At 68.4% G+C, this 20,605-nt stretch carries 14 protein-coding genes; 5 read left to right on the forward strand and 9 right to left on the reverse strand.

The window, feature by feature from the left end:
- Positions 1–4: 4 nt before the first annotated feature.
- The 5 genes from BME24068_RS20485 to grpE all read right to left on the reverse strand — a co-directional run bounded on the left by BME24068_RS20485 (position 5) and on the right by grpE (position 6,382).
- Positions 5–1,918, reverse strand: a complete 1,914-nt coding sequence (locus tag BME24068_RS20485) for a chorismate-binding protein (RefSeq protein WP_174927188.1) — start codon at positions 1,916–1,918, stop codon at positions 5–7.
- A 4-nt stretch (positions 1,919–1,922) separates the two neighbouring features.
- Complete coding sequence (gene dnaJ, locus BME24068_RS20490; protein ID WP_096505035.1) at positions 1,923–3,059, reverse strand: molecular chaperone DnaJ; 1,137 nt, start codon at positions 3,057–3,059, stop codon at positions 1,923–1,925.
- A gap of 253 nt (positions 3,060–3,312) precedes the next feature.
- Entirely contained in the window at positions 3,313–5,265 is a 1,953-nt protein-coding gene (dnaK, locus tag BME24068_RS20495) for a molecular chaperone DnaK (protein WP_096505037.1), read from the reverse strand.
- Positions 5,266–5,412: 147 nt separating this feature from the next.
- Positions 5,413–5,826 carry a thioredoxin family protein gene (locus BME24068_RS20500; protein WP_096505039.1) on the reverse strand — a complete coding sequence of 138 codons (414 nt, stop codon included), beginning with the start codon at positions 5,824–5,826 and terminating at the stop codon, positions 5,413–5,415.
- A 10-nt stretch (positions 5,827–5,836) separates the two neighbouring features.
- Positions 5,837–6,382, reverse strand: coding sequence for a nucleotide exchange factor GrpE (gene grpE / locus BME24068_RS20505; protein WP_096505041.1), 546 nt, complete (start codon positions 6,380–6,382; stop codon positions 5,837–5,839).
- Positions 6,383–6,734: 352 nt separating this feature from the next.
- Here grpE and BME24068_RS20510 point away from each other — a divergent pair, with 352 nt between their 5' ends.
- Positions 6,735–6,896, forward strand: a complete 162-nt coding sequence (locus BME24068_RS20510; RefSeq protein WP_172441904.1) for a hypothetical protein — start codon at positions 6,735–6,737, stop codon at positions 6,894–6,896.
- Here BME24068_RS20510 and BME24068_RS20515 read toward each other — a convergent pair.
- The 3 genes from BME24068_RS20515 to hrcA all read right to left on the reverse strand — a co-directional run bounded on the left by BME24068_RS20515 (position 6,868) and on the right by hrcA (position 9,570).
- On the reverse strand, positions 6,868–7,275 hold the full coding sequence (locus tag BME24068_RS20515) for an RNA-binding S4 domain-containing protein (protein ID WP_096505043.1): 408 nt from the start codon (positions 7,273–7,275) through the stop codon (positions 6,868–6,870). The genes BME24068_RS20510 and BME24068_RS20515 overlap by 29 nt on opposite strands.
- 69 nt (positions 7,276–7,344) lie before the next feature.
- Complete coding sequence (gene hemH, locus BME24068_RS20520; protein ID WP_174927189.1) at positions 7,345–8,409, reverse strand: ferrochelatase; 1,065 nt, start codon at positions 8,407–8,409, stop codon at positions 7,345–7,347.
- Between the two features lie 138 nt (positions 8,410–8,547).
- The gene (hrcA, locus tag BME24068_RS20525) at positions 8,548–9,570 is read right to left on the reverse strand and encodes a heat-inducible transcriptional repressor HrcA (RefSeq protein WP_011544637.1); all 1,023 of its coding nucleotides are present in this window, start codon (positions 9,568–9,570) and stop codon (positions 8,548–8,550) included.
- A 130-nt stretch (positions 9,571–9,700) separates the two neighbouring features.
- On the opposite strand from hrcA, the gene BME24068_RS20530 reads away from it, so the two are divergent.
- A complete protein-coding gene (locus BME24068_RS20530; RefSeq protein WP_096505047.1) occupies positions 9,701–10,603 on the forward strand; it encodes an NAD kinase in 903 nt (300 codons plus the stop codon).
- A 19-nt stretch (positions 10,604–10,622) separates the two neighbouring features.
- The gene (gene recN / locus BME24068_RS20535; RefSeq protein ID WP_174927190.1) at positions 10,623–12,272 is read left to right on the forward strand and encodes a DNA repair protein RecN; all 1,650 of its coding nucleotides are present in this window, start codon (positions 10,623–10,625) and stop codon (positions 12,270–12,272) included.
- A gap of 134 nt (positions 12,273–12,406) precedes the next feature.
- Here the strand turns inward: recN and glnE are convergent, their stop codons facing one another.
- Complete coding sequence (gene glnE, locus BME24068_RS20540) at positions 12,407–15,211, reverse strand: bifunctional [glutamate--ammonia ligase]-adenylyl-L-tyrosine phosphorylase/[glutamate--ammonia-ligase] adenylyltransferase (protein WP_174927191.1); 2,805 nt, start codon at positions 15,209–15,211, stop codon at positions 12,407–12,409.
- Between the two features lie 228 nt (positions 15,212–15,439).
- Between glnE and BME24068_RS20545 the strand changes: the two genes are divergently transcribed.
- Complete coding sequence (locus BME24068_RS20545) at positions 15,440–19,645, forward strand: YhdP family protein (protein ID WP_174927192.1); 4,206 nt, start codon at positions 15,440–15,442, stop codon at positions 19,643–19,645.
- A gap of 51 nt (positions 19,646–19,696) precedes the next feature.
- Positions 19,697–20,524 (forward strand): carbon-nitrogen hydrolase family protein, encoded by an 828-nt coding sequence (locus BME24068_RS20550; protein WP_174927193.1) that lies wholly within the window; start codon positions 19,697–19,699, stop codon positions 20,522–20,524.
- Positions 20,525–20,605: the final 81 nt, after the last annotated feature.

Consider the following 20,605-nt stretch of genomic DNA (forward strand, 5'->3'; position numbering starts at 1 on the left):
GCGTTCAGGCCGGCGCGCTGCCGTGAATCAGCCGCGCTGCCATCGGCCCGCGCAACGCATTGCAGATCATCAACTCATCCGCGTTCAGCACATCGTCGAGCGTCAGCACACACGCTTGTGCGCCTACTGCCGGATCGTCGAGCAGCACGCCACGCATCACGCCCGGCAACACGCCGCACGACAGCGGCGGCGTCACCCACGCACCGCCAATCTTCACGAACACATTCGAGCGCCCGCCTTCGGTCAGCTCGCCGCGCTCGTTGAAGAACAGCATGTCGAAGCCGCCGAGCGCCTCGGCCGCCTGCCACGCGCGATCGTATTCGGCACGGCGCGTCGTCTTGTGCAGCAGCAGCGCGTCGCCGGTGCAGGTCGGCGCGAAGCCGTGAGCCGACGCGAGCATCACGCCGACCGGCCCTGCGGGCAGCGGCTTCAGCGGCGCAGCAATGATCTCGACCGCGCCGTCCTTCGCGAGCGCGAGCTTCATCCGGTACGGGCCATCGCCGTCGAGCGCCGCGCAGCGCGCGTCGATCTCGCGGCGCAACGCCTCGATGTCGAAACGGAAGCCGAACGCGTCCGCACTGCGTTGCAGCCGCGCGAGATGACGGTCGAGATACCGGATGCCGTCCACGCGCGTCGCGGCGGTCGTTTCGAACAACTGGAAGCCGGGATCGGCATCGGTCAGGAATCGTGCCTTCAATTCGCACTCCGCATATTCGTCGGCCGCGACGCTGTCGAGCACGATGCCCGCGCCGACGCCCATCCTGCCGCGTCGCCGGCCTGCATCGGCATCGGCATCGGCATCGGCAATGGCCGCGTCGCCCATGCTGCTGTCGGCACCGGCCGGAGCGAGCGTCAGCGTCCGGATCGCCACCGACAGGCAGAAATCGCCGCAGCCGGCCGCGCCGTCGTGCGACGCGTCGAGCCAGCCGATCGCGCCTGTATAGAGCCCGCGCGGCGTCGACTCGATCGCATCGATCAGTTCCATCGTCTTGTGCTTCGGCGCACCGGTGATCGATCCACACGGAAACAGCGCGCGCAGCATCTGCGCGAAGGTCGTGCCGTCACGCCAGCCGGCCTCGACCGTCGACGTCATCTGCCACACCGATGCATACGGCTCGACCGAGAACAGCGCCGGCACCTTGACGGTGCCCGTGCGCGCAATCCGTGACACGTCGTTGCGCAGCAGGTCGACGATCATCACGTTTTCCGCGCGATTCTTCGGATCGCTCGCGAGGAACGCGGCAGCGGCTGCATCCTCGCGCGGATCGGCCGAACGCGGCGCGGTGCCCTTCATCGGCCGTGCGCGCAGCACGTCGCCGTGCTTTTCGACGAACAGCTCCGGCGAGCACGACACGATCCACGCACCGTCGGGCAGCGCGATCAGCGCACCGTAGCGCACGGGCTGGCGCGCGCGCAGCCGCCGGTACAGCGCGGGCGGCGGGCCGAACATGTCGAAATTCAGCCGGTACGTGTAGTTGATCTGATACGAGTCGCCCGCGCGCAACGTGTCGTGCACCGCGGCGATCGCCGCATCGAACGCATCGCGCGACACGCTCTTCGCGACGTGCGCGACGCCCGCGATCGACGGCGCGCCGCCGCCGTCCTGCTGCGCGAGCCATGCGTCGACTTCGTCGCGCGACAGGCGCTCGCAGCGCGCATACAGCAAAAAGCGCAGCGGGGCATCGCCCGGCTGCGCTCTTTCCAGATTGCGTCCGAATTCGTAATCGCCGACGACGACCGCATGCAGCCCGTCGCGCAAGTCCTGCGCGACGATCGCATCGAGTTCGTCGAGCCGCGCGGGATCCGTACACACGCGTTCGCGCACGAAACCCGAATACAAACGACTCGACCGCGCGGACGCGGTCGAGTCGCAATCGTCCAAGAGCGCGAACGACGCGCTCTCGTTGCCTTCAGTCATGCCATTACTCGAAGAAGCTCTTCACGCGGTCGAACCAGCTCTTGCTCTGCGGACTGTGACGCGCACCGCCCTCGGCCAGCGACTTCTCGAACTGCTTGAGCAGATCGCGCTGCTGGTCGGTCAGCTTCACGGGCGTCTCGACCTGCACGTGCACATACAGATCGCCCGCGATGCTCGAACGCAGACCCTTGATACCCTTGCCGCGCAGACGGAACGTCTTGCCCGACTGCGTGCCTTCCGGCACCGGGAACGACGCACGGCCGGCCAGCGTCGGCACCTCGATCTCGCCGCCGAGCGCGGCGGTCGTGAACGGGATCGGCATCTGGCAGTGCAGATCGTCGCCGTCGCGCTCGAATACCGAGTGCGGCTTGATGTGGATTTCGACGTACAGGTCGCCCGGCGGCCCGCCGTTGATGCCCGGCTCGCCGTTGCCGGCCGAGCGGATCCGCATCCCGTCGTCGATGCCGGCGGGGATCTTCACTTCGAGCGTCTTGGTTTCCTTCACCTTGCCCGAGCCGTGGCAGTGCGCGCACGGTTCCGGGATGTAGGTGCCGGTGCCGTGGCACTTCGGGCAGGTCTGCTGGATGCTGAAGAAGCCCTGCGACATGCGCACCGTGCCCTGGCCGTGACAGGTCGGGCAGGTTTCGGGCTTCGTGCCGGGCTTCGCACCCGACCCGTGACAGACTTCGCACGATACCCAGCTCGGCACGCGGATCTGCGTGTCGTAGCCGTGCGCGGCCTGCTCGAGCGTGATCTCCATGCTGTAGCGCAGATCGGCGCCGCGATACACCTGCGGGCCGCCACGGCCGCCGCGCGCGGCGCCGCCCGCAGCCTGGCCGAAGATGTCGCCGAAGATGTCGCCGAACGCGTCCGCGAAGCCGCCGAAGCCCTGCCCGCCGGCACCGCCCATGTTCGGATCGACGCCCGCATGGCCGTACTGATCGTACGCCGCGCGCTTCTGGCCGTCCGACAGCATTTCATAGGCTTCCTTCACTTCCTTGAAATGCTCTTCCGCATCCTTGCTGTCCGGATTGCGGTCAGGGTGGTACTTCATCGCAAGCTTGCGATACGCCTTCTTGATTTCGTCGTCGCTCGCATTCTTTGCGACGCCCAGAACCTCGTAGTAATCCCGTTTCGCCATATCGATTCACTGTGCCGTTGCGCGTCACGCACGCGGCGGCTCCTTTCGCCCGCAGTAAAGTCTCTCGACTCGTCTGGCGCTGCGCCGTCCGCGGACGGCTCGCGCAGCACCCGCCAAAAAACAAATGTGCCCGGAGGGCCGCGAAGCCCGCCAGGCGTGGAGTCGATCCGGCCATCCGGAAGGAAAGACAGACCGCTGTTCAGCCGCGCCGCGCGCGTCTCGCGCGCGGCGTGCGGTGCCATGGCAACCCGGCTTAGTCCTTCTTCACTTCCTTGAACTCGGCGTCGACGACGTCGTCGGCAGCCTGCTGCGCACCGCCCGCTTGGGCCGCGCCTTCCGCTGCACCCGCCGCGCCGGCCGCACCTGCCTGCTGGGCCTGCATGTCGGCGTACATCTTTTCGCCGAGCTTCTGCGAAGCCTGACCGAGTTCCTCGACCTTCGCGTCGATCGCCGCCTTGTCGGCCGACGTGTCCTTCAGGACGTCCTCGAGCGACTTCAGCGCCGCTTCGATCTTTTCCTTCTCGCCCGCGTCCAGCTTGTCACCGTACTCGGTGAGCGCCTTCTTCGTGCTGTGGACCAGCGCGTCGCCCTGGTTGCGCGAATCGGCCAGCTCGCGCAGCTTGTGGTCTTCCGCTGCGTTCGCTTCCGCGTCCTTGATCATCTGATCGATTTCAGCGTCGGACAGGCCCGAGTTCGCCTTGATCGTGATCTTGTTTTCCTTGCCGGTCGCCTTGTCCTTCGCGCCGACGTGCAGGATGCCGTTCGCGTCGATGTCGAAGGTCACTTCGATCTGCGGCACGCCGCGCGGCGACGGCGGGATGCCTTCGAGGTTGAACTCGCCCAGCAGCTTGTTGCCCGCTGCCATTTCGCGTTCGCCCTGGAACACCTTGATCGTCACGGCCGACTGGTTGTCGTCCGCCGTCGAATACACCTGTGCGTGCTTCGTCGGGATCGTCGTGTTCTTGTTGATCATCTTCGTCATCACGCCGCCGAGCGTCTCGATGCCGAGCGACAGCGGGGTCACGTCGAGCAGCAGCACGTCCTTGCGGTCGCCCGACAGCACCTGGCCCTGGATCGCCGCGCCGACTGCGACGGCTTCGTCCGGGTTCACGTCACGGCGCGGATCCTTGCCGAAGAACTCCTTCACCTTCTCCAGGACCTTCGGCATGCGGGTCTGGCCACCGACCAGGATCACGTCGTCGATGTCCGACACCTTGACGCCGGCGTCCTTGATCGCGATGCGGCACGGTTCGATCGTGCGCTCGACGAGATCCTCGACCAGCGCTTCCAGCTTCGCGCGGGTGATCTTCAGGTTCAAGTGCTTCGGACCCGACGCATCCGCCGTGATGTACGGCAGGTTGATTTCGGTCTGCTGGCTCGACGACAGCTCGATCTTCGCCTTTTCGGCCGCTTCCTTCAGGCGCTGCAGCGCGAGCACGTCCTTCGACAGGTCGACGCCCTGCTCCTTCTTGAACTCGCCGATGATGTAATCGATGATGCGCTGGTCGAAGTCCTCGCCGCCGAGGAACGTGTCGCCGTTGGTCGACAGCACTTCGAACTGCATTTCGCCGTCGACGTCCGCGATCTCGATGATCGACACGTCGAACGTGCCGCCGCCGAGGTCATACACGGCGATCTTGCGGTCACCCTTCTCGACCTTGTCGAGACCGAACGCGAGCGCGGCTGCGGTCGGCTCGTTGATGATCCGCTTGACTTCGAGGCCCGCGATGCGGCCGGCGTCCTTGGTCGCCTGACGCTGGCTGTCGTTGAAGTACGCCGGCACCGTGATCACGGCTTCCGTGACCGGCTCGCCGAGATAATCTTCGGCCGTCTTCTTCATCTTGCGCAGCACTTCAGCCGACACCTGCGGCGGCGCGAGCTTCTCGCCGTGCGCTTCGACCCATGCGTCGCCGTTCTCGGCCTTGACGATCGCGTACGGCATCAGGCCGATGTCCTTCTGGACTTCCTTCTCTTCGAAGCGGCGGCCGATCAGGCGCTTCACCGCGAACAGCGTGTTCTTCGGGTTCGTCACCGACTGGCGCTTGGCCGGCGCGCCGACGAGCACTTCGTTGTCGTCCATGTAGGCGATGATCGACGGCGTCGTGCGCGTGCCTTCCGAGTTCTCGATGACCTTGACCTGGTTGCCTTCCATGATGGCGACGCACGAGTTCGTGGTGCCGAGGTCAATACCGATGATCTTTCCCATTTTTCCTAATCTCCAGAAATGCTTGTTTGCTGCGCGAAACGCCACTTTTTTGGGCAGTTTCGCGCGCCAGAATTCAACTCTGTTCCCGAAATGCGTCCGGCCGATCCGTTTTCAAGACCCGGCAAGCGATGCGGGTATTAAATTTTTTCAATCGCCGCCGGCAGCCGGATCGCGCGGCTCGCCGGCCGCCGCGGCGACCTTCGCGCGCGCCGCCGACACCGCCGCCTGGAACTGCGCGAGGCCATGCCAGCCAGTCGCGCGCCCGAGCCGCTTGCCGCGGTGGAAGAAAAACCACGTCGGCACACCGTGCAGGCCAAAGCGGCGCCCCAGCTCAGGGTGTTCGTACACGTTGCAATGGAACCACTTCAGGTTCAGTGCACGGATCGCATCGGACTGCGCGAGCATCGCCTTCTTCGCGATCTCGCAGTTGAAGCAGTCGACGCCCCAGAAGAACACCACGGCGAGTGCGTCGCCGGCGATGCCGGCATCGAACGTGTCGGGCGCCAGCGCCTGCATGCCGAACGCGTCGAACGCGGCCGGGTCAACGCCGGCGGGAACCATCGCGGCAGCCTTACTTCGGCTGGGCGACCGTGACGAGCGCCGGGCGCAGCACGCGGTCGGCGATCGTGTAGCCCTTTTGCAGCACGGTGACGACGGTGTTCGGCTCCTGCTCGGCCGGCACCATCGAAATGGCCTGGTGCTGGTGCGGATCGAACTTCTCGCCGACCGGGTTGATCGCGACGACACGGCCCTTCTCGAGCGCGCTCGTCAGCTGGCGCAGCGTCAGCTCAACGCCTTCGCGCACCTTCGCGATGTCGCCGGACGTGTCGCTGACCGCTGCTTCGAGGCTGTCCAGCACGGGCAGCAGGTGCTCGGCGAAGCTCTCGATCGCAAACTTGTGTGCCTTCGAGACGTCGTCCTGCGCGCGGCGGCGAACGTTCTCGGTCTCGGCCTTCGCCCGGAGGAAGCTCTCCTGCAGCTCGGCGACCTTGGCTTGAGCCTCCGCGAGCGCCGCGTCGGCGGCTTCGGCGGCGGGTGCGGCGCCTTGCGCCGCCTGCTTCTCGCTGCCGATGTCTTCGGCCGATGGGGTAGCCGGGTTCTCTTGCGTGTTTTCCATGTCGCTGAAAGTCGATTAGAGGTTGAAGCCAAATCGGCAACCGCCGGATCGTATGCCGGCGGCACCGCACATTGCAGATGCAGATAGGGGCGAAAACTGCGATTTCAAGAGGGTTATTCGCCGGCATTCGCCACCGCCGCGAAACAACCGCGCGACAAGTCGCCAGATTGCACGCATTTGCCGCCAAATCGGACGAAACGGCCTGTAACAACCCTTACCCGGCAAGTACTAGCTGGGCACAGGGGGCTGCACTACACTGCACTCACGCGTCGGAAAAAGCGCGTTTACCCTAGCTGACCGCCGCCTGACACCCACCTGGCGCCGCAGTCATTGTCTTCTCGAGGCGAGTACCGTGAAACTGACCTTTGCCATATCGGTGGTCGCGCTGGTACTGATTGCCGGCACCACCACCATCTGCCTGTCCGGAGCCGTCACCGACCGCACGACCGAGTACGGAAGTGCGCTGGCGACGTTCGATCACATGTTCAGCGCTCACCAGAAAATCTGTCGATGATGCGCCGGTCGCGCTTGGTCGGGCGGCCGTGCAACTCCGCCGCCGGCTCCCGATACGTGCGGCGCCGCTCGAGTTCGGCGAGCCGCGCCGTGCGCCCCGCTTCCGTTTCCTCGTAAAGCGTCTGCGCGACGCTGGCAGGCCCGCGCACGTCGCAGATGCCGAGCACGGCAATGTGCCAGACGATACCGTCGATCGCAATCTCGACCTCGTCGCCCACACGCACTTCCTTCGCCGGCTTCACCGACGCCCCGCCGATCTTCACGTGCCCCTTGTCGACCGCGTCGGACGCGAGCGAACGGGTCTTGAAGAAGCGGGCCGACCATAGCCATTTGTCGATGCGCAGCTTCGCGCCGGGTTCCGTCGAAATCCTGTAATTCATGTCAGCCTCCGCCGGGCCGCCCGCTCGCGGCGTAGCGAACGCCGTGCGAGCCGCGGCCGAGCCGTCATTTCAGTTCACCGCCTCGGGTTGCGCCGCCTTCACGGGCCAGCCCCGCAGATTCTCGGCGACGATCTCGCCGATCGCGCCGATCCACGCGGGCGCGCCGTTCAGGCACGGAATCCGGTGAAACGCCTGGCCGCCGCCCGCGATGAACTCGTCGCGCACTTCCATTCCGATCTCCTCGATCGTCTCCAGGCAATCGGCCGTGAAACCGGGACAGAACACATCGACCCGCCGCACGCCGGCCTCGCCAAGCTCGCGCAGCGTCGGCGCCGTGTACGGCTGCAGCCATTCGGCCTTGCCGAAGCGCGACTGGAAGGTTACGCGGCATTCGAGCGTCGACAGTCCGAGCGCGGCCATCAGCAGCGCGCCCGTCTGCTGGCACTGGTCGTGATAGGGATCGCCGAGGTCGAGCGTGCGCTTCGGCACGCCGTGAAAGCTCAGCACGAGCTTGTCGCCGGCCGCGAAGTCGGGCCGGCCGTGCTGCGCCCAATACTGGCGCACCTGCTCGGCTAGCGCGTGGATATAGGCCGGATGGTCGGCGTAATGCCGCACCGTGCGCACTTCCGGCTGGTTGCGCATCCGCGCGAGCGCCGCGAACGCGGCATCGAACGCCGTCGCGGTGGTGGACGCGGAGTATTGCGGATACATCGGCATCAGCAGCACGCGCTCGACGCCCGCCCGCTTGAACTGCGCGAGCGCGTGCGCAATGTTCGGGCTGCCGTAGCGCATCGCGTAGTCGAGCTTCACCTGATAGCCGTTCGATGCGAGCAGGTGCCGCACGCCTTCGGCCTGGCGCTCGGTGAACACGCGCAGCGGCGAGCCTTCCGGCATCCAGACGGCCGCGTATTTCTTCGCGGACGCGCGCCCGCGCAGCGGCAGGATCAGCGTGCGCAGCAGCACCTGCCAGACGGCCTGCGGGATTTCGACGACACGCGGATCCGACAGGAATTCGGCCAGATAGCGCCGCACCGCGCGCGGCGTCGGGGCGTCGGGCGTGCCGAGGTTGATCAGCAGCACGCCGATGCGATGGGCGGCCGCGGTACTCGAAGGCGGCTCAAGATCGAAACGCATGGGCAGGAACGTGCTCGGGGCACGCAGTCGAACGGCCCTCAATTATAGCGGGCCGCCTCGCTCCGGTCGGCTGGCCGTTCGGCCGACTGGCGGCGCGCACGGCGCCGCGGCACGATTGCGGAACGGTATCGGCGCCGGTTACTGCTGGCTCAGCGTGAGCGACAGCAGGCGCGCGGTGATGTCGACGATCGGGATCACGCGGTTGTACGCCATGCGGGTCGGCCCGATCACGCCGAGCGTGCCGACGATCTGGCCGTTCACCTCGTAAGGCGCGGTGACGACGCTCATTTCCTCGATCGGCACGAGCGTCGATTCGCCGCCGATGAAAATCTGCACGCCCTGGGCGTGGCTCGACACGTCGAGCAGTTGCAGGAGGCCCGTCTTTTGGTCGAAAACGTCGAACAGCTTGCGCAGCCGCGCCATGTCGGACGACAGGTCCGCCACTTCGAGCAGGTTGCGCTCGCCGGAAATGAGCACGGTGTCCTCGGTGTCGGGCACCTCGGTGCTGGCCGTCACGGCCGCATGCATCAGCGTGGTCATGTCGCCGCGCAACTGGTCGATCTCGTCGCGCAGGCGGCGGCGCACCTCGTCGAACGACAGGCCGGCAAAGTGCGCGTTGATGTAATTCGACGCCTCGGTGAGCTGCGACGGCGAATAATCGCGCGGCGTCGCGAGCATCCGGTTCTGCACGTCGCCCTCGGGGGTGACGATGATCAGCAGGATGCGCTTGTCCGACAGGCGCATGAACTCGATCTGCTTGAACACGTGGCTGCGGCGCGGTGTCAGCACGACACCCGCGAACTGCGACAGGTTCGACAGCACGCTCGCCGCGGCCGCCACCACCCGCTGCTGCGGCTCGCCGGCCTGCAGCGTGTTCTGCACCTGGCGCGCCACGGCCTCGGCGTCGATCGGCGCCTCGACCGTCAGCATCGTGTCGACGAACAGCCGGTAGCCGCGTGGCGTCGGCACGCGGCCGGCCGACGTGTGCGGGCTCGACACGAGGCCGAGCTCCTCCAGGTCGGACATCACGTTGCGGATCGTTGCCGGGCTCAGCTCGAGCCCGGAGTAACGGGACAACGTACGCGAGCCGACCGGCTGACCGTCGGCGATATACCGTTCGATCAGGGTTTTCAGGAGGGTTCGTGCGCGAGGATCTAGCATGGTGGAAAATTTTAGCGCAACCGCGCGACCGCGGCGAGTGGCCGCGGCCTGCGTCGGGCGGGCTGGCCGATCCGGCCCCGCCGGCGCACAGCCGGTTCTTTTCGTCAACGAGCTATGGTGTAATGCCGGCATGAAAACCGGTAATCAGTTCAACACTGTCGCGCTCGTCGGCCGCAGCAACACGCCCGGCATCGCCGAGCCGCTCGCCACGCTGGCTGGCTGCATCGCGAAGCTGGGCTTCGAGGTCGTCTTCGAAGGCGAAACCGCGCGCGAAATCGGCATCACCGGCTATCCGGCGCTCACCCCGGCCGAAATCGGGGCGCGCGCCGACGTGGCGGTCGTGCTGGGCGGCGACGGCACGATGCTCGGCATCGGCCGCCAGCTCGCGCCGTACAAGACGCCGTTGATCGGGATCAACCACGGGCGGCTCGGCTTCATCACGGACATCGCGGCTGCCGACATGCAGGCGCTCGTTCCGGTGATCCTGTCGGGCAAGTTCGAACGCGAGGAACGCTCGCTGCTCGAAGCGCGGATCATGCGCGACGGCGAACCGATCTACCATGCGATCGCGTTCAACGACGTCGTCGTGAACCGCAGCGGCTTCTCCGGGATGGTCGAGCTGCGCGCGTCGGTCGACGGCCGGTACATGTACAACCAGCGCTCGGACGGCCTGATCGTCGCGACGCCGACCGGCTCGACCGCCTACGCGCTGTCGTCGGCCGGCCCGATCCTGCATCCGCAACTCCAGGGCATCGTGCTCGTGCCGATCGCGCCGCACGCGCTGTCGAACCGGCCGATCGTGCTGCCCGACGATTCGAAGATCGCGATCCAGATCGTCGGCGGCCGCGACGTCAACGTGAACTTCGACATGCAGTCGTTTACCGCGCTCGAACTGAACGACACGATCGAGGTGCGCCGCTCGAAGCACACGGTGCCGTTCCTGCACCCGATCGGCTACAGCTACTACGCGACGCTGCGCAAGAAGCTGCACTGGAACGAACACGCATCGAACGAAGACGACAAGGCGTCCTGACGCACCCACGCCCGACACCATGCTCCGCCACCTCTCGATTCGCGACTTCGTCATCGTCGCCGCGCTCGATCTCGAATTCGACAGCGGCTTTACCGTCTTTTCCGGCGAAACCGGCGCCGGCAAATCGATCCTGATCGACGCCCTTGCGCTCGCACTCGGCGAACGCGCCGACGCGAGCGTCGTGCGCGCCGGCTGCGGCCGCGCCGACATCACCGCCGAATTCACGCCGCACGACCGTGTCGCGCGCTGGCTCGACGAACATGCGTTCGACGCCGACGACACCGTGATGCTGCGCCGCGTGATCGACGCGAACGGCCGCTCGCGCGCGTTCATCAACGGCACCAGCGCGACGCTCGCGCAGTTGCGCGAACTCGGCGAGATGCTGGTCGACATCCACGGCCAGCATGCGCACCAGTTGCTGATGCGCCCCGACGCGCAGCGCGAACTGTTCGACACGCACGCGGGGCTCGTCGCCGATGCCGCGAACGTCGCCCGCGCGTGGCGCGTATGGCGCGACGCGACGCAGGCGATCGACGCCGCGAAGGCGCACGAGCGCGAACTGCAGCTCGAGCGCGAAAAGCTCGCGTGGCAGCTCGCCGAACTCGACAAGCTCGCGCCGCAGCCGGGCGAATGGGACGAAGTCGGCAGCGAGCACAAACGGCTGTCGCATTCGGCGAATCTGATCGCCGGCGTGCAGGGCGCGCTCAATGCGCTGTCCGAGGCCGACGACGCGATGCTGCCGCAGCTCGGCGCAATCGTGTCGAAGCTGCGCAGCCTCGCCGACTACGACACGGGGCTCGGCGATGCCCTCGCGTCGCTCGAACCGGCCGAGATCCAGTTGCAGGAAGCCGTCTATTCGCTGTCGCACTACGCGCAGCGTCTCGATCTCGACCCGGCCCGGCTCGCGCAGGTCGAAACGCGCCTCGATGCGCTGCACTCGACCGCCCGCAAGTTCCGGCTGCCGCCCGACACGCTGCACGAGGAACACGCGGCCCGCCGCGCGCAGCTCGCCGCGCTCGACGCAGCCGCCGACCTCGGCGCGCTCGAAGCCGCGCAGGCAAAGGCCCGGGAAACCTATCTCGACGACGCGAAACGCCTGTCGAAGGCGCGCACGCACGCAGCCAAGGCGCTCGGCACGGCCGTCACGGCCGGCATGCAGGAACTGTCGATGGCGGGCGGCAGCTTCGAAGTCGCGCTCGTCCCGCTCGCCGACGGCGGCCCGCACGGGCTCGAGCAGGTCGAATTCCGCGTCGCCGGGCACCCCGGCGTGCCGCTGCGGCCGCTCGCGAAAGTCGCGTCCGGCGGCGAACTCGCACGGATCAGCCTCGCGCTCGCGGTGATCGCCAGCGCGGCCAGCCCGACGCCGACGCTGATTTTCGACGAAGTCGACACGGGGATCGGCGGCGGCGTCGCCGAAGTGGTCGGGCGCCTGCTGCACCAGCTCGGGCGTGACCGCCAGGTGCTGTGCGTGACGCACCTGCCGCAGGTCGCCGCGCGCGGCGACCATCACTTCCAGGTCGCGAAGGGCGCCGACGACCGCGGCGGCACCGTGTCGTCGGTCAACCCGCTCGACAAGGCAAGCCGCGTCGAGGAAGTCGCGCGGATGCTCGGCGGCCTCGAGATCACCGCGACGACGCGCAAGCACGCGAAGGAAATGCTGGCGGCCTGACACCGGCACCCATCGGCCGAATGCAAAAAGACCGGCGCATGCGCCGGTCTTTTTGCGGGAAGCGGGAAGCGGCACGCGATCGCGTCCGCCCTGCCCCGCCCCGTTGATTCGAACGACCGCCTCAAACACCTGACTCAAACGTTCGTTTCAACCGCCCCGAACACGCGCGCCCACAGCGCCGTCACGGCCGCCCGCTCGTCGGCCACCACGGCCGGATCGACCCGCGCCTTCTCCATCCCGTCGAGCCGCAGCTTGTGCTGCAGCTTCCGGTACTTGCGGTACGCCGCGCCGACGCGCTCGGCCTCGTCCTCGCCCATCAACCCGAAGCGCGCGACCTCGCGCAGCAGCGCGATGTTGCCGGTGTTGCGGATCAGCTCGGCATCGCTCGATGCATGCAGCAGCACCCAGTACTGGACGATGAACTCGATGTCGACCATCCCGCCGCGATCGTGCTTCAAATCGAACAACTCGGTCTGGTTCGGGTGACCGGCAAACACCTTGCCGCGCATGTCGACGATTTCCTTTGCGAGCACGCTCCCGTCGCGCGGCGTCGTCAGCACCTGGTGGCGAATCGCCTCGAAGTCCGTGCCGATCTGCGCGTCGCCCGCGCTGTAGCGCGCGCGCGTCAGCGCCTGGTGCTCCCACACCCACGCGGTGTTCGCCGCATCGCCCTCGCGCAACTGGTAGCGGCGGAACGCGTCGAGATCGGTGACGAGCAGCCCGGCCTCGCCGTTCGGCCGCAGCCGCAGGTCGATGTCGAACAGCGCGCCCGCGCCGGTCGCCGTCGTGAGCCATGTGATCAGCCGGCGCGTGAACGTCGTGTAGACGTCCGCCGAGCGCTCGTCGGGGTCGTCGTACAGGAAGATCAGGTCGAGATCCGAGGCATAGCCGAGCTCCTTGCCGCCGAGCTTGCCGTACGCGATCACCGCGAACTTCGGCACGTCGCGATGGCGCTTCGCGAGCTGCGACCAGACCACTTCGATCGTCACGTCGAGCACCGCATCAGCCAGCTCGGACAGGCGGTCGCTGACATGCTCGACCGACAACTGCCCGGCCAGGTCGATCAGCAGGATGCGGAACACCTCCGCGTGCTGCGCGTGCCGCAGCAGGTCCATCTGCTGCTCGGGGCCGTCGGCCGCCGCGAGGCGCGCACGCAACGCATCCTTGAACGCGGGCCAGTCGAACGGACTCGCGATCGCTTCGTCGTCGAGCAGCTCATCGAGCAGTTGCGGGTGGCGGATCAGGTAGCCGCCGCCCCAGCGCGTCGCGCCGAGCACGGACAGCACGCGGTCGAGCGCGGCCGGATATTCGGTCAGCAGCGCCAGATAGACGCCGCGCCGGCTGACCGTCTCGAGCAGGTCGAACAACCGGACGACGGTGTCGTCACGGCGCGCGGCGTCGATCCGCGGCGCGGCTTCGAGCGCGCGCTGCGCGACGCTGTCGAAGCGCTGCCGGCTCTTTTCCGGCAGGCCCGAGTAGCGCGACGACTGCCAGATCGCGCGCAGCCGCGCGAGCACCGTGGCCGGATCGGCGAAGCCCAGCCCGCCGAGGCGGGCGAGCAGCGTGTCGTCCTCGCCGTCGTCGGCGAGCGCGCTGCTCCAGATCCACGCGGCCGCCGTATCTTCGCCCGCCGCACAGGGGCCGCCGCCGTTCACCTTGTCGGCGAATATCTGGTCGAACTGCGCTTCGACGAACGTGCGATGACCATCCAGCACCGTCATCAGCGCCGCGTAGTCGGCAAAGCCGAGCGACGCGGCCAGCGCCGCGCGCTCGTCCGGGTCGACCGGCATCGCATGCGTCTGCGCGTCGTCGCGGTACTGCAGCCGGTGCTCGAGCGTGCGCAGGAAGTTGTACGCATCGGTCAGGCGCTCGCGCACGTCCTCGCCGATCAGCCCGCGCGCCTGCGCATGGCGCAGCACCGCGAGCGTCGGCCGCACGCGGAACTCCGCGTCCTGACCGCCGCGGATCAACTGGAACACCTGCGCGCTGAATTCGATCTCGCGGATCCCGCCGCGCCCGAGCTTGATGTCGTCGGCCTTGTCGGGCCGCATCGACGCGCGGCGCGCGGCTTCCTGGCGAATCTGCTGATGCAGCGAACGGATCGCGCCGATCACGCCGAAATCGAGGTAGCGGCGGTACACGAACGGCTTGACGATCGCCTCGAGCTGCGACTCGAGCCGCTGCGCGGCGTCGCTGCCGCCTTCCGACACGAGCCGCCCCTTGATCCACGCGTAGCGCTCCCATTCGCGCCCCTGCACGTAGAAATATTCCTCGAGCATCCCGAGGCTGCAGACGAGCGGCCCCGAATCGCCGTTGGGGCGCAGCCGCATGTCGACGCGAAACACGTAGCCGTCGGCCGTGACCTCGGACAGTACGCCGATCAGGCGCCGGCCGAGCCGCGTGAAGTATTCCTGCGTGGACAGCGGCGCGCGCGTGCCGCCGGTCGTCTCGCCGTCGTCCTCATAGACGAAGATCAGGTCGATGTCCGACGACACGTTCAGCTCGCGCCCGCCGAGCTTGCCCATCCCGACCACGCCGAGCACCACGCGCTGGCCGTCGGCGCCGCGCGGCTCGCCGTACATCGCCTCGAGTTCGTCCGACAGCAGCGCGAGCGAGCGCTGCACGGCCGCTTCGGCGAGATCGGTCATCGCGGACGTCACCTCGGCGACGTCCGCGACGCCGCGCAGGTCGCGCTCCGCAACCGCGCCGAACACCTCGGCGCGCAACTGCCGCAGCGCACGCTTCAGTTGCTCGTCGCTCGGCGCGGCCGAGCCGGCCGGCGGCACGAGCAGCTCGGTCAGGCGCGCGTCGATCTGCGCACGGCCGAGCGGCGCGGCGGCCCATGCGGCGATCTGATCGGACAGCGCGGGACGCGCGGCAGCCGCACGGGCGATATAGCGGGAGTAGGACGGGCTGATCAGGGCGGAAGCGTCGGTCATCGAGAAGCGGGCCTGGCGGTAAGGCCCGCCGCGCCGGGAAACGCGTGCGCGCCCCGCCGTCGACAGGCCCCATGGACTCGGCGCGGTGTCGCGCGACGCACGTGCGCCGCCGCGAAACCGCGCGCCGGAAAGCCCGTGCCGAGCTGCCGCAACGGCCGCCGGCACGAACCCGTGTGATACATTTCAACGTCAGTCTGCAAAACTACCATATCGCCGCCCGTCCGCCGCATGTCCGACCGTCAGGAATCCGCCGTAGCTGCGCCCGAAGCGGGACCTCCGAAGCACGATCATCCGGTCCTGCGTCGCGTGTTCAGGGTGACGCTGGCGGTCGGGGTCGGCGCTTACTTCGTCGCGTCGGGCGCGTTCCTCGGGCTGCGCTACGTGCTGCTGCCGCGCATCGACGAATTCCGCCCGCGCATCGAGCGCGCGGTGTCCGACAAGCTCCACGCGCAGCTTTCGATCGGCAAACTGTCTCCGCACTGGTCCGGCATGCAGCCGGGCGTCGAAGTCGCCAACCTCACCATCCGTGGCCGTGACGGCCGGATCGCGCTGTCGGTCCCGCATGCGACCGCCGCGCTGTCGTGGATGTCGCTGCTGCGGCTGTCGCCCGCGCTGTCGAGCCTGATCGTCGACCACCCCGATCTGGTGATCGCGCGCGCGACCGACGGCTCGCTGAGCGTCGCGGGTGTCGGCGTCGCAACCACCCACGGCGGCAGCGACACCTTCGGCACCTGGCTGCTGAAACAGGAAGCGATCGTGCTGCGCAACGGCACGCTGCGCTGGCGCGACGCGCAGCACGATGCGCCCGAACTCGCGCTGTCGGGCATCCGGCTCGCGGTGCTCAACGACGGCCGCATCCACAAGGCCGCGCTGCAGGCGCCCGCGAACGGCACGCTGCTGCTCGGCCCGCTCGATTTCCGCGCACGCTTCACGCACAAGCGGCTCGCGCCGATCGGCAAGCCGTCGAACTGGACGGGCGACGCGTATCTGTCGACGGGCCCCGTCGACCTGCAAACGCTCGGCCGCTATCTCGACCTGCCGCTGACGGCCCATGCGGGCCGCATCGACAACGCGATCTGGGCGACCTTCCAGGACGGCCACCTGCGCTCGGCGGGCGGCGACCTGCAAGGCGCCGACGTCGTGCTGCAGGTGCGGCCGACCCAGCCGCGCCTCAACGTGCCGACGGTCGGTTTCGGCTGGGACATGGCGCTCGACGCCGGGCGCGATTACACGCTGCACCTCACACGCTTCAACGCGGAGCTCGGCCAGCCGCCGCTCCCGGACGGCACGCCGCTCGCCCGCTCGCTCGCGCTGTCGACGCTGACCGCCCGCTACCGCGTGCCGGCCGTCGACCAGGGGCAGTTGCTGAGCGTCGTGGGCGATCGCGTCGATCTGGGCATCCTCAGCGAGTTCATTCGCGGGCTGCCGCTGCCGGCGCGCCTGCGCAACGAACTGATCAAGCTCGATCCGCGCGGGATGGTGTCGAACTATCACATCGAGGTGGAACGCGCGAAGCCGGCGCGGGCCGACCTCGCCGACGAGGAGCGGCGCACCGGCGCCGCGCCGATCGTGCGCTACCGCTTTCTCGGCGACCTGCAGGGCATCAGCGTCGCCGCGCAGGAACCGCCGCCGGGGCTGTCGCCGCGCGGCCACCCGCGCGCCGGCTGGCCGGGCGTCGAGAATCTGTGGGGCCGCATCGACGCGAACGAGACGGGCGGCACCGCGCACTTCGACACGGTCAATGCGGCCGTCACGGTGCCCGGCGAATTCGACGAACCGCGCCTGACCTTCGACCGGCTGCGCGGCAACGCGAAATGGGTCGTCACGCCGGCGCCGGGCGACAAGCACGCGCGCGTCGACGTGACGTTGCCCGACCTGCTCGTCTCGAACCCCGATGCCGAGATCGCCGTATCGGGCACGTACACGAACCCCGGCCACGGGCGCGGCTCGCTCGACCTGCGCGCGGATTTCGCGCGCGCGTCGGTGGCGCGCATTCCGCGCTACCTGCCGACCGGGATGTCCGATCACCTGCGCGACTATCTCGGCCATGCGTTGCAGGGCGGCCAGGTGACCAAGGGCGCGTCGATCGTCGCCCGCGGCCCGCTCGACAAATTCCCGTTCGAACACGAGCCGGATGCCGGCGTGTTCCACATCGTCGCGCCGTTCACCGGCGGGCGCTTCGAGCCGACGCCCTACCCGCCACGCAAGCTCGCGAACGGCACGCCGAGCGTCTGGCCGGCGCTCGACGGGATCGACGGCGTGTTCGAGCTCGCGCAGAACAAGCTGCACTTCGACATCGCGCGTGCGCACTACAAGCGCGTCGTGCTGACGAAGGTCATGGGCCGCATCGACGATCTCGGCAATCCGACGAAGTCGCCCCTCATCATCGACGGCCACGCGCAAGGCCCGCTCGCCGACCTGATCGACTACGCGGACAACAGCTCGCTCGGCACGATGAGCGGGCACATCGGCCAGCGGATCGATGCGCAGGGCCCGGCGTCGCTCGCGCTGAAGATCACGATTCCGCAGCACGTGCCGCATCCGCATACGCACGTCGAAGGCGCGCTCGCGTTCGGCGGCAACACGCTGTCGACCGACGGCGTGCCGCCGCTGTCCGCGCTGCGCGGCAGCGTGCGCTTCACCGAGGCCGGCGCATCGCTGCACGGCCTGTCGGGGCGCTTCCTCGGCGGACCGGTGCGCGCGAGCGGCAAATTCCAGTCGCACGGCCCGTACGCGGTGGACGTCGACGGCAAGCTCGCGCTCGACGCCGCGCGCGGCCTGAACCTGCGCGGCCCGGCCGCGGCGCTGCTCGAGCACGTGGTCGGCGATGCGCCGTACCAGCTCGCCGTGCGCGGCGCGCCGGGCCGGCTGCCCGAAGTCACCGCGCATTCCGACCTGACGGGCGTCGCCCTGAACTTCCCGGCGCCGTTCGCGAAGGCGGCCGGCACGCCGATGCCGTTCCACTTCACGCTGCAGCCGGCGGCCCGGACGGACGGCAAGCGCCTCGAACACGCCGACCTGACGCTCGGCCCGGTGTCCGCGAGCTACCTGCTCGACGCGACGCCCGGCGAGCCGTTGCGCGCGGTGCGCGGCGCGATGGGCATCCACCGGATGCCCGACATGCCGCAGGATGGCGTGAGCGCGGCCGTCGACGTCGACGAACTCGATGCCGACGCGTGGCTCGCGCTGGCCCGCACGCTGCAGCCGGACGCGGCGCGCGCGCCGCAACCGCAGCCGCAGGGCACCCCGCGCGTCGACTTCGCGAGCTTCACGCCCAAGCGCTTCGCGCTCCACTTCGGCACGCTGAAGCTGCTCAAGCGCAACTGGGAGAACGTGATCGTCGGCGCGTCGCACGTCGACGAGCTGTGGCAGGCGAACGTCGCGTCGAACCAGGTATCGGGCTATCTGTCGTGGGCGCCGGGCGGCGGCCACAACGGCGCGGGCGTGCTGAACGCGCGGCTCGCGAAACTCGTAATTCCGCAAAGCGCGCAGCACGACCTCGTCGGCCGCGCGATGAACCTGCCGACGCCGACCGACCGGCCGATGCCGTCGGTCGACCTGATCGTCGACCAGGTCGTCGCGCACGATCACGACATCGGCCGGCTCGTCGTCAATGCACGCAACATCGACGAGGACGGCGCGCCGGTGTGGCAGCTCGACAAGCTCGAACTGGCGAACCCGGCCGCGAAGCTGACGGCAACCGGCAACTGGCGCACGTCGCGCCGCGCGCTCGCCCGCGGCGTCGACGAAACCGACGCGCCGCGCCGCAGCGTGTTCGACTTCAAGCTCGACATCGGCAATGCGGGCGCGCTGCTCGACCGCGTCGGCCTGCCGCGCACGCTGGCGGACGGCCACGGCACGATAACGGGCAAGGTCGGCTGGCGCGGCGGCCCGACCGCGGTCGACTTCCCGTCGTTCGGCGGCCAGGTCGCGCTCGATCTCGAGCACGGCCAGATCCTGAAGGTCGATCCGGGCGCCGCGAAACTGCTCGGCGTGCTGAGCCTGCAAAGCCTCGCACGCTTCCTGACGCTGAATTTCCGCGACGTGGTCGGCAAGGGGCTGCCGTTCGACAAGATCACGGGTACCGGCCGGATCTCGAACGGGATCGCGCGCACCGACGACTTCTCGATGACGACCGCGCCGGCGAACGTGACGGTGCGCGGCGCGGTCGACCTCGGCACCGAGACGCAGGACCTGCACGCGCACGTCGCGCCGAAGATCGGCGCCGGCACGGCGGCGATCGCGGCCGCGATCATCAACCCGCTGCTCGGCGTCGGCGTGCTGGCCGCGAACTACGCGCTGTCGGAAACGCTGTCGCACGCGTTCGCGCTCGACTACTCGATCACCGGCTCGTGGGCACATCCGCACATCGAGCGGGTGCAGGGCGATCAGGGTAAGATGAACCACGGGCCGGCCAATGCGGCGAGCCACTGATCCGCGCATGGTGCCGGGCCGCACCCCATTTATTACGCAATCGATCCTGCGATGACCGATCACACCCGTTCCGCCACGCCCTTGCGGGTCGCCGCGCTGCAGATGGTGAGCACGCCGGACGTCGCGAGCAATCTCGCCGAGGCACGCCGCCTGATCGCGGAAGCCGCCGGCGAAGGCGCGCAACTCGTGCTGCTGCCCGAGTATTTCTGCTTCATGGGCTATCGCGACACCGACAAGCTCACGCTCGCCGAACCCTACCGCGACGGCCCGATCCAGCGCTTTCTCGCAGAGGCCGCGCAGCAACACGGCGTCTGGGTGATCGGCGGCACGTTGCCGCTGAAGGCGCCGGAGCCCGATCGCGTGCTGAACACCACGCTCGTGTTCGACCCGAGCGGCCACGAAGCGGCCCGCTACGACAAGATCCACCTGTTCAACTTCGAGAAAGGCGACGAATCGTTCGACGAGGCGCGCACGATCCGCGCGGGCAGCACGGTCGTCGCGTTCGACGCGCCGTTCGGGCGGGTCGGCCTGTCGGTCTGTTACGATCTGCGCTTTCCGGAGCTGTACCGCAGGATGGGCGACTGCGCGCTGATCGTCGTGCCGTCGGCGTTTACGTATACGACGGGCCGCGCGCACTGGGAAATGCTGCTGCGCGCGCGGGCCGTCGAGAATCAATGCTACGTGCTGGCAGCCGCCCAGGGCGGCAAGCACGAGAACGGCCGGCGCACCTGGGGCCACAGCATGCTGATCGACCCATGGGGCGAGATCGTCGCGGTTCGCGACGAAGGCGCGAGCGTCGTGACCGGCGTCATCGATCCGCAACGCATCGCCGACGTGCGCCAGAGCCTGCCCGCGTGGCGGCATCGCGTGCTGGCCTGAACCGCCGAAGCGCCGCGGCGCTTGAAACGACGCCCGGCCACACCCATCTGCCCAGAACGCACCCGACAACTTTTTGAGAAC

The sequence above is a fragment of the Burkholderia anthina genome, assembly GCF_902498995.1.
GTDB classification, from domain to species: domain Bacteria; phylum Pseudomonadota; class Gammaproteobacteria; order Burkholderiales; family Burkholderiaceae; genus Burkholderia; species Burkholderia anthina.

Excerpts from the sequence above, each read along its gene's own strand:
- BME24068_RS20485 (WP_174927188.1), bottom strand. The coding sequence starts at position 1,918 with ATGACTGAAGGCAACGAGAGCGCGTCGTTCGCGCTCTTGGACGATTGC.
- dnaJ (WP_096505035.1), bottom strand. The coding sequence starts at position 3,059 with ATGGCGAAACGGGATTACTACGAGGTTCTGGGCGTCGCAAAGAATGCG.
- dnaK (WP_096505037.1), bottom strand. The coding sequence starts at position 5,265 with ATGGGAAAGATCATCGGTATTGACCTCGGCACCACGAACTCGTGCGTC.
- BME24068_RS20500 (WP_096505039.1), bottom strand. The coding sequence starts at position 5,826 with ATGGTTCCCGCCGGCGTTGACCCGGCCGCGTTCGACGCGTTCGGCATG.
- grpE (WP_096505041.1), bottom strand. The coding sequence starts at position 6,382 with ATGGAAAACACGCAAGAGAACCCGGCTACCCCATCGGCCGAAGACATC.
- BME24068_RS20515 (WP_096505043.1), bottom strand. The coding sequence starts at position 7,275 with ATGAATTACAGGATTTCGACGGAACCCGGCGCGAAGCTGCGCATCGAC.
- hemH (WP_174927189.1), bottom strand. The coding sequence starts at position 8,409 with ATGCGTTTCGATCTTGAGCCGCCTTCGAGTACCGCGGCCGCCCATCGC.
- hrcA (WP_011544637.1), bottom strand. The coding sequence starts at position 9,570 with ATGCTAGATCCTCGCGCACGAACCCTCCTGAAAACCCTGATCGAACGG.
- BME24068_RS20530 (WP_096505047.1), top strand. The coding sequence starts at position 9,701 with ATGAAAACCGGTAATCAGTTCAACACTGTCGCGCTCGTCGGCCGCAGC.
- recN (WP_174927190.1), top strand. The coding sequence starts at position 10,623 with ATGCTCCGCCACCTCTCGATTCGCGACTTCGTCATCGTCGCCGCGCTC.
- glnE (WP_174927191.1), bottom strand. The coding sequence starts at position 15,211 with ATGACCGACGCTTCCGCCCTGATCAGCCCGTCCTACTCCCGCTATATC.
- BME24068_RS20545 (WP_174927192.1), top strand. The coding sequence starts at position 15,440 with ATGTCCGACCGTCAGGAATCCGCCGTAGCTGCGCCCGAAGCGGGACCT.
- BME24068_RS20550 (WP_174927193.1), top strand. The coding sequence starts at position 19,697 with ATGACCGATCACACCCGTTCCGCCACGCCCTTGCGGGTCGCCGCGCTG.